The sequence below is a fragment of the Snodgrassella sp. CFCC 13594 genome (genome assembly GCF_001590725.1).
GTDB lineage: Bacteria > Pseudomonadota > Gammaproteobacteria > Burkholderiales > Neisseriaceae > Snodgrassella.
The window spans coordinates 1-8,384 of record NZ_LQXR01000030.1; the positions used below are offsets into that span (position 1 = coordinate 1).

Below are 8,384 nucleotides of genomic sequence, written 5' to 3' on the forward strand. Positions count from 1 at the left end.
TTGCTTCTCCTGATGGGTTATACCTAACCTCAGGAGCACGACCTAGACGACCAATAAGAATTACTTTATTTACTGACATAATGGACTCCTACAACGAAAAAACGATTATTTAAAGACCCTCAGGGAAATTAAATAATCGTTCTTGATATTTGGCTGTGCCAAATTTGTGACTAGGCATGAGAAAACTATACTGAATATGGCTGTGCGTGCAAGCACCACATATGTTTATAATCAATAGGTTGCAAATTAATACTAAGACTTAAAATCCGTCGCTTCTTAAAACGAGCGTGCCGGTTCGATTCCGGCTCCGGGCACCAATCACCTTGTTTTATATATAAAAAACCAGCCCTAAAAAGCTGGTTTTTGTTTATCTGTAATGGCGGTTTGTTCTACAAATTACCTTTTGTTCTACATTCCACCTATTTTAGATTTATTTTTTTACTCTAAAATCTTGGTTAATTTTCTCAATTGTCGGCGCAACAAGCTTGCCTTTTCTATGTCTAATATAATCAGATGTTATGCACTGATTTGAATGCCCCAATAATGTGCGCACCGCCTCAATTCCCAACGCCTCGTCTTTATCTGTTGCTGCTTTTACGCGCAAATCTCTAAATTGAAAATCAGCTTTGGATACACCTACTTTTTCTCGCGCCCTGTCCATGCCACCGCGGCAGCATTAAATAAGTTAGCGGTTGCCCATGGTGCCGAACTCGCCCAAGATGAACGAATAAAAAATCATGACTGCCCGCCCCCTTGTTCCGACTTAATCAAAGCAATTAGATCGTGTTTCCACTATATCCAATTTCTAGCCCGCTACTGGCTTGGCGATATGTGCACCCGTGATATTGACAATCACCACGGCACGCACATTTACTTGGTGCGGCATATCCACCACCCAAAATGATAAATATGGTACATAATCACCCACTCAATACAATCTATTCCAGTATGAGAAAGTCTATGGCAAGGGCGCTTCAATCTTAACCAGACATTTTTTAATTCTAGTGAGCAATTATGCGGTGGTTATCAGTCATCGGTTTGTTGAGTATTTCAAATTTGGTCATGACCATTGCTTGGTATTGGCACATCAAGCCAAATAATCAACATTTTCCCATTTGGCAAATCATACTCATTAGCTGGGGATTGGCCTTCTTTGAATACTGCTTTGCCGTACCCGCCAATCACTTGGGCGCGCAATGGCACATCAAACCGTTTCAATTAAAAATTATTCAGGAAGTCATCACATTAACAATATTTGCTTTATTTGCGATTTTCTACCTGAAAGACAGCTTCAAACTAAATTACCTCGTCAGTTTTGTGCTGATGCTTGGCGCTGTTTACTTTGCCTTTAAAAAATAATTTTTTTATACCAGATAAAATAGGTGTTGGAAGGCAGCGACAGCTCGAACATTTATGAGCCCGAGTGCTCATCTTCATTGATTGAAACATCAGCAGTCGGAACCCGCGCATCAGCGGCACTTGCCGGCTGAGATTCACGCTGCAATCGCTTAATGTCATCCAATCCGGCGAGGGTTTGCCAAGTGAGATGTTCCATTCGTTTGTGCAAGCTGGCAATGGCATTTTCGGCTTTCAGGTTGACGTCAAAATCACGCAACATGGTCATGCGATCGCGAGCTGCTTGGCGATTTTGCGACATCATGATCACGGGTGCTTGCACCGCGGCCAACATAGACAGCACTAGGTTTAAAAACACATACGGATAGGGGTCAAAGGCTTTACGTTGCAATACGAACGTATTGAGCAGCGCCCACCCAACAAGAAAGGTGCCAAAGATAATAATAAACGTCCAAGAACCACCAAAATCGGCCACACGATCTGCCAGCCGTTCGCCCAAAGTAAGGTCCGCACGGTCTTCTAAATTCGCATCAGCTGGTTGCGCCTGTAATCTTTTGGAAATGCGCATTAAATGGCTGATTTCGCGGCGGCTCAGTCCAGATAAATCGGTATTCAGCAAATGTTCTGCTAAATAGCGGATGTCTCGGCTACGTTCGGTTTGCATCTGGCCTGCCTTTTCTTGGTATCCAATCGCCATGGTTGGTTATTTTGGCATGTCACTGCCATTGTGCACAGAGCCACAGCAATAAAAATATACCCAGTCATCTGCCTACTAGCACCAAACCCATAAATGCTCGTTTCAGGCAGCCTTTAGGCAACAGACAGAGGCGACAGGTCTAATTTATTCATGAGCAGCTTATCAGCATCCATTTCCGGATTAGCCGTGGTGAGTAGTTGATCACCATAAAAAATTGAATTGGCTCCTGCCAGAAAACACAATGCTTGCGTTGCTTCATTCATGCCGCCCCTTCCCGCAGACAAACGCACAAAACTGGCGGGCATGGTAATGCGCGCCACCGCAATGGTCCGCACAAATTCAGTCCAATCCAAATCTTCGGCATCTGCCAACGGTGTACCCGCCACTTTCACCAATTGATTAATGGGGACACTTTCTGGTTGCGGATCCAGATTGGCTAAGCTGGCAATCAAACCAGCGCGCTCCGCACGACTTTCATTCATGCCCACAATGCCGCCACAACATACTTTTAATCCAGCGTCACGCACCTTCCCCAAGGTATCCATACGATCTTCATGAGCACGGGTGTGAATGATGTCCTGATAGCGTTCGGGATCAGTATCTAAATTGTGGTTGTAATAATCCAGTCCAGCTGTTTTCAAATTTTCGGCCATTCCTTCTTGGAGTAGACCAAAGGTACCGCAGGTCTCCAACCCCAATGCTTTCACAGCCGCAATGATTTTGCTGACTTGTTCGATGTCACTGGGTTTAGGGCCACGCCAGGCAGCACCCATACAAAAACGACTGGCGCCACGGCTTTTGGCAATTTTGGCTTTGGCCACAATGTCGTCCACATCCATGATTTGCTGCTTTTCCACGCCTGTTGCATGATGTGCAGACTGGGGGCAATAAGCGCAATCTTCAGGACAGCCCCCCGTTTTAATGGACAATAAAGTGGATAATTGAATTTGATTGGCAGAGAAATGCTGACGATTGATTTCGGCTGCCTGAAACACCAAGTCCATAAAGGGCGTTTCAAACAAGGCCTCAATGGCACATTTAGACCAATAGGCTGCCGTGGGATGACTTTTCAGGCGCACCAGTGCCTGACGGCGCAGGGTAATAGCACTCATGTGTTTTCCTTATTTATTTTTGCTGCGGCACAATGACGCAGACACGACGAACTCCGCGCAATGAGAGGCTCGCCGTAGAGAAAAATCCAAAACATAACCCAAGCTTTAATTGGGCGCGGCTACTTTAGCACAAAATAAAATAGGCCGCCTAAACCGTTTCAGGCAGCCTACATCAATCTTCAAAAGGGTTGATACACCATTTTATTTACAGCTAATCCCTCCAATTTGCGGCGCAGCGCCACTGCCCACAGACAAAGTGCATGACGTATTGGAGCTGCCGCTAACGGTTAATTTCCCACCCGAAAGCTGCAATGACACCGGCTCTTTCACCCCCATTTTCACAGCAGTCCCAGCTAATTTTTGTACATCAGCTTGGCTATATGGGGTGTTATTGCCGGCAATCGCAATGTCTTTGGCGCTTGCAGGTGTGCTCCAAAATAAGCCGATTGTGGCAGCGCTCCAGCCCAATAAGCGCAAACGTGAATTGATTTTCATGTATGTTCCTTTTCAATGGCCGCTACTCGCGGCTACTTGTATTTTAAACGTATCTATATTAAATGGGTTTAAATACAAGGTAGAAATATCCTCTTTTTACTTAATTTCATGTTTGTATGTGACCAATATAACAGACTAATAACCCAATATCGGCAACAATACCGGTACCAAACAAGCTGTTAATACACCATTGAGTATCAAGCCCAAACTGGCATACGCAGCAATTTTCTGACTGTGTTCCAAAGCTGAGCTCAACCCCATCGCGTGCGATGCCGCACCCATACCCATGCCGCGCGAGCTGGGCGATAAAACGCGCATACCACGCAACACTTTAAAACCCATCATTTGCCCTATCATCCCAGTAAGAATCACACTGGCGGCCGTGAGCGCAGGCAACCCGCCAACACTTTTGGTAATTTCAATGGCCACGGGACTGGTCACTGACTTGGCAGCCAGCGACACCACCACTTGTCGCTCGGCACCCAACCAACGAGCCACCATCACAGCAGACACAATGCCCGTCAAACTACCCAATAACTGAGAAGCCAGTATTGGCCACCACTGTTTGCGAATTTTGGGCCATTGCAAATACAACGGCACTGCCAAACACACCACGGCCGTTGCAACCAAAAATCAATAAATTGTGCAGCTTGGTGAAAAGCTGAGTAGCTGGTGCCCGTCACAAACAAATACGTCATCACCATCAATGTGCTCAACACCACGGGATTAAAAAAAAGGTTTCCGGTACGGGCACGCAAATGGTTGGTAAGCCAATAAACCGCGATGGTTAGAAACAAAATCAACGCAGGACTGGCGGCCAAACTGGTCATAATCGCCTCCGTATCAATTCGTGGGTTTTGGCCGATACATACAATACCAAAAAGGTGCTGATAACCGTTGCCAAGGTAATCGGCCAAAAATCATGTCGAATGACGTCTAAGTAATCCATTACAGCCACGCAAGGCGGTACCAGAAACAAGCTGAGATTTTGCATCAATACACCGGTGATTTTCTGCAACCACTCCGCCTTTACCCACCCCAGCTGCAACAACACAAACAACATTCCCATGCCAATGATGCTGGCGGGAAAGCGGAGATGAGTGAGGTAAACCACGCCTTGGCCAACAGCCAAGCAACCAAACACAATGCACAGCGCCCGTATCATGAATTATCCTTTGCAGCATCATTGTTATTGTGTAAATATTAGTTAATTATACAAATTATCAAACTGCCTGAAAACCGTCTCAAATCAGCTCAAGCAACCGCGTTTTTATTCAGTCATGCACAATCAATTCAGGCAGCCCGGAAGGCTGCCTGAAAAACATTAACGCGCAGAATACAAATGATCTTGCATGATTTTTTCATAGACTGCATCTGGCACATAACGGCGAATGACTTCCTGCCAGTTTTGCGGCCCCACCATACCTTTAACCATAGTTGAGGATACTTCTGCATACTCGCGTGGCGGCATCAGCAACACCGTAGCAATGTTGGGCTGCAAATCATGATTGATGTAGCGCATTGAACGCTCATATTCATAATCAGAACCCGTACGTATACCACGCACAATATATTCGGCACCCACACTTTTGGCATAGTTGACGAGAAATTGGTTCTCAAATGCACTGATACGCACATTCGGGAAATTGGTCGTAATGGCACGCAACATGGTTTTGCGCTCATCCACGGTATAAGTGGCATTTTTTTCCGGATTCACGCCAATGGCCACAATCAGCTCATCAAATAAAGCCTGGGCCTCGCGTATCATCCACAAATGACCATTCGTGGGGGGATCAAAGCTGCCCGCATAAACTGCGCGGCGCAAATACGGCTGAGCCATTAACGTTTTTCCAAAATCGCAGAACCAATAGAATAACCTGCACCAAAGCTGGAAATGACACCCAAATCACCTTGCCCCAAGTCAGCATGGTGCAAATACAATGCGATAATGGACCCAGCTGAACTGGTATTGGCATAGCGATCCAAGATAATCGGTGCTTCTTCAGCAGTCGCATCACGCCCCAACACGCGACGACCAATGAGCTCATTCATGGTGCGGTTGGCTTGGTGCAGCCAAAACCGTTTTACCTGAGTAGGCTCAATATGGTGCTGTTGTAGATGGGCCAACAAATGCTCACCCACAGCCGGACAGACTTCTTTAAATACTTTTCGTCCCTGCTGTACAAACAACTTATCGTTCGACAAAGGATCATCATCGATTTCACAACGATTCAAAAAACCAAAATTATTGCGGATGTTATTGGAAAACTGCGTCCACAATTTGGTGCCAATGATATTGAAGCCCTGATGCATATTAACCAGCACATCATCGCTTTCCACAATCATGGCTGTAGCGGCATCTCCAAAAATAAAATGACTGTCGCGTTCTCGAAAGTTCAAATGCGCAGTACAAATTTCCGCATTGACAATCAACACGCGCTTGGCCGAGCCACTGAGCACCGCGTCTCGTGCGGTTTGTAACGCGAAAGTGGCAGAAGAACACGCCACATTCATGTCAAACGCAAACCCACTGCAGCCGAGTGCGGTTTGAATTTCCACTGCCATTGCCGGATAAGCGCGTTGCATATTGGAATTGGCCACCAACACCATGTCAATATCGCTCCCTTGCAATCCTGCACGCGTTAGCGCATCTCGTGCTGCCGCCACCCCAATTTCAGCTTGTAATGACAACGCATCATTGTCGCGAGCGGGGAAAACAGGGTGCATGATATTGGGATCTAAGATACCCGATTTATTCAATACATAACGGCTTTTGATGCCAGAGGCTTTTTCAATAAAGGCACTACTGGATTCAGCCAATGCCGTTACTTCGCCTGCAGCAATGGCTTGGGCATGCTGATCGTTGAATCGGTGAACATAGTCATTGAACGTGGCCACCAACTCATCGTTGCTGATGCGTTCTGCGGGGGTATGCAAACCTATGGCACTCAATACTGCGCGTTTGCTCATGCAAAAATACTCCAAATGGTTTTCAGGCAGCCTGATTCACACCAGCTGCCTGAAAAAATAATCATGCATAACACATTAATGTTATTACTGATGAAAGCATAAACGCGGGCGCAAATGAAGTCAAAAGCAAATTCAAGCCCAGATCGCATTCTTAACTTCCATCGTCCTACCTATCTTTGTGACAGCGGAGGTAATATTGGGTTAATCGATGCTCGGGAATTTGTAAAAATAAAATAAAAACAGGTTGTTACAATTAAAGGCAGAATCACTGCCGCATTGCCGCCTTCTATCCACTTCCTTTACAATCCATACTGGCTAAATAAACAATGCCAATTTGTTGCCGCGGGCACTTGCGGTAGCCACAACAACAGGATAAAGCATGAACAAAAAATGGGTGAAAATCGGGATTTGGAGTGTCTTGGCCATCGTGGTAGTGGGTGGCTTGTGGTATGCCTTTAAACCAAAGCAACAAATCAATTACGTTACTGATGATGTGCGCCGCACCAATCTGGAACAATCCGTCAACGCCACCGGCGAAATTGCCGCAGGACAGCTGGTGGATGTGGGCGCGCAAGCTTCAGGACAAATCAAAAAACTGTATGTGAAATTGGGACAGCAAGTCAAAAAAGGCGATTTGATTGCAGACATTGATTCCACCACCCAATTGAATACCCTTAACACCAATAAAGCCAAACTCGACACCTATAAAGCACAATTGGTTTCCGGCCAAGTTGCCCTACAAATGAAACAGCGGGCTTTTGATCGTGAGAAAGCATTGATGGCACAAGACGCCACATCCAAGGCAGAACTGGACACCGCTCATGATGATTTGGCCTCAGCCAAAGCCAATGTGGCCGAATTGAAATCGCAAATCAAGCAAACACAAATCGCCATCAACACAGCTGAAGCCGATTTGGGCTATACCCGCATCACGGCGCCAATGGACGGCACTGTAGTGGCCATTCCAGTTGAAGAAGGTCAAACCGTAAATGCCAACCAAAGTACACCCACAATCGTTCAATTGGCTGACCTGAGCAAAATGCTCAATAAAATGCAAATTGCGGAAGGCGATATGGGAAAAGTGCAAGCAGGCCTGCCGTTGACCTTTACTACACTGGCCAATCCCAACAATCCGCGCCGAGCTAAACTGGATGCGGTAGACCCAGGTTTGACCACGATGTCACAAGGTAGCTACAGCACCAGTACGGATACCACCAGCTCCGCCATTTATTATTACGCACGCTCCTTGGTACCCAACGAAGATGGCAAGCTACACATTGGCATGACTACACAAAATAGCATCATCATCAAAACTGCCGACAATGTACTGACCGTGTCTAATCAGCCATTAAACGGCAACGAGGCAAAAAAACGGTTCAGGTACTGGGCAACAACCAGCAAACCACAGAAGTGGCTATCCAAACCGGCATCACCGATGGCATGCGCACAGAAGTCAAATCTGGGTTGAAACAAGGAGATAAAGTGGTGATTTCTTCTCTGAGCGATAGCGATGCTGCCAAAGCTGGCACCAAATCACAAATGGGCGGCCCTGGCCCGAGAATGTAATCATGAATTTACTGGAAATCAGCAACATCAACCGCTATTTCGGTAGCGGAGAAAGCCGTGTGCATGTACTCAGAGACATCAATCTGAGCATTAAAAAGGGTGATTTTGTGGCCATCATCGGCCAATCCGGTTCGGGCAAATCCACTTTAATGAACATCATTGGCTGCCTTGACACCCCCAGCAGCGGG

At 46.3% G+C, this 8,384-nt stretch carries 11 protein-coding genes and 2 pseudogenes; 3 read left to right on the top strand and 10 right to left on the bottom strand.

The genetic code is table 11. The features are described 5' to 3' along the window. The 3 genes from A2F46_RS12135 to A2F46_RS13310 all read right to left on the bottom strand — a co-directional run. Positions 1-79, bottom strand: a 79-nt coding sequence (locus tag A2F46_RS12135; protein ID WP_156471634.1) for a single-stranded DNA-binding protein, incomplete at its 3' end; no start/stop codon positions are given. 351 nt (positions 80-430) lie between these two features. Beyond that, positions 431-661 (bottom strand): hypothetical protein, encoded by a 231-nt coding sequence (locus A2F46_RS11090; protein ID WP_066570465.1) that lies wholly within the window; start codon positions 659-661, stop codon positions 431-433. A 144-nt stretch (positions 662-805) separates the two neighbouring features. Next, positions 806-928, bottom strand: coding sequence for a hypothetical protein (locus tag A2F46_RS13310; RefSeq protein ID WP_255358767.1), 123 nt, complete (start codon positions 926-928; stop codon positions 806-808). Positions 929-1,014: 86 nt separating this feature from the next. Here A2F46_RS13310 and A2F46_RS11095 point away from each other — a divergent pair, with 86 nt between their 5' ends. Beyond that, positions 1,015-1,359, top strand: coding sequence for a DMT family protein (locus A2F46_RS11095; RefSeq protein ID WP_066570467.1), 345 nt, complete (start codon positions 1,015-1,017; stop codon positions 1,357-1,359). 52 nt (positions 1,360-1,411) lie between these two features. On the opposite strand, the gene A2F46_RS11100 is transcribed toward A2F46_RS11095, so the two are convergent. The 7 genes and pseudogenes from A2F46_RS11100 to A2F46_RS11130 form a co-directional block, all read right to left on the bottom strand. Continuing rightward, the gene (locus A2F46_RS11100) at positions 1,412-2,020 is read right to left on the bottom strand and encodes a DUF1003 domain-containing protein (protein ID WP_082783678.1); all 609 of its coding nucleotides are present in this window, start codon (positions 2,018-2,020) and stop codon (positions 1,412-1,414) included. A 146-nt stretch (positions 2,021-2,166) separates the two neighbouring features. Next, positions 2,167-3,165, bottom strand: coding sequence for a biotin synthase BioB (gene bioB / locus A2F46_RS11105; RefSeq protein ID WP_066570470.1), 999 nt, complete (start codon positions 3,163-3,165; stop codon positions 2,167-2,169). Positions 3,166-3,366: 201 nt separating this feature from the next. After that, complete coding sequence (locus tag A2F46_RS11110) at positions 3,367-3,660, bottom strand: hypothetical protein (protein ID WP_066570474.1); 294 nt, start codon at positions 3,658-3,660, stop codon at positions 3,367-3,369. A gap of 135 nt (positions 3,661-3,795) precedes the next feature. After that, positions 3,796-4,490, bottom strand: a pseudogene (locus tag A2F46_RS11115) (LrgB family protein). Beyond that, a complete protein-coding gene (locus tag A2F46_RS11120) occupies positions 4,487-4,825 on the bottom strand; it encodes a CidA/LrgA family protein (protein WP_066570479.1) in 339 nt (112 codons plus the stop codon). The pseudogene A2F46_RS11115 and the gene A2F46_RS11120 overlap by 4 nt, the downstream one beginning before the upstream one ends. Before the next feature lie 159 nt (positions 4,826-4,984). Further along, positions 4,985-5,500: a pantetheine-phosphate adenylyltransferase gene (gene coaD / locus A2F46_RS11125; protein ID WP_066570482.1), complete on the bottom strand. Its 516-nt coding sequence runs from the start codon at positions 5,498-5,500 to the stop codon at positions 4,985-4,987. Next, entirely contained in the window at positions 5,500-6,630 is a 1,131-nt protein-coding gene (locus A2F46_RS11130) for a beta-ketoacyl-ACP synthase III (RefSeq protein ID WP_066570484.1), read from the bottom strand. The genes coaD and A2F46_RS11130 overlap by 1 nt, the downstream gene beginning before the upstream one ends. Positions 6,631-7,009: 379 nt before the next feature. Here A2F46_RS11130 and A2F46_RS11135 point away from each other — a divergent pair. Together A2F46_RS11135 and A2F46_RS11140 are read left to right on the top strand one after the other, a co-directional pair. Then, a pseudogene (locus A2F46_RS11135) lies at positions 7,010-8,196 on the top strand (efflux RND transporter periplasmic adaptor subunit). A gap of 2 nt (positions 8,197-8,198) precedes the next feature. Further along, on the top strand, positions 8,199-8,384 hold a 186-nt coding region (locus A2F46_RS11140; RefSeq protein ID WP_156471633.1), incomplete at its 3' end, for an ATP-binding cassette domain-containing protein.

Excerpts from the sequence above, each read along its gene's own strand:
- A2F46_RS11090 (WP_066570465.1), bottom strand. The coding sequence starts at position 661 with ATGGACAGGGCGCGAGAAAAAGTAGGTGTATCCAAAGCTGATTTTCAA.
- A2F46_RS11095 (WP_066570467.1), top strand. The coding sequence starts at position 1,015 with ATGCGGTGGTTATCAGTCATCGGTTTGTTGAGTATTTCAAATTTGGTC.
- A2F46_RS11100 (WP_082783678.1), bottom strand. The coding sequence starts at position 2,020 with ATGCAAACCGAACGTAGCCGAGACATCCGCTATTTAGCAGAACATTTG.
- bioB (WP_066570470.1), bottom strand. The coding sequence starts at position 3,165 with ATGAGTGCTATTACCCTGCGCCGTCAGGCACTGGTGCGCCTGAAAAGT.
- A2F46_RS11110 (WP_066570474.1), bottom strand. The coding sequence starts at position 3,660 with ATGAAAATCAATTCACGTTTGCGCTTATTGGGCTGGAGCGCTGCCACA.
- A2F46_RS11120 (WP_066570479.1), bottom strand. The coding sequence starts at position 4,825 with ATGATACGGGCGCTGTGCATTGTGTTTGGTTGCTTGGCTGTTGGCCAA.
- coaD (WP_066570482.1), bottom strand. The coding sequence starts at position 5,500 with ATGGCTCAGCCGTATTTGCGCCGCGCAGTTTATGCGGGCAGCTTTGAT.
- A2F46_RS11130 (WP_066570484.1), bottom strand. The coding sequence starts at position 6,630 with ATGAGCAAACGCGCAGTATTGAGTGCCATAGGTTTGCATACCCCCGCA.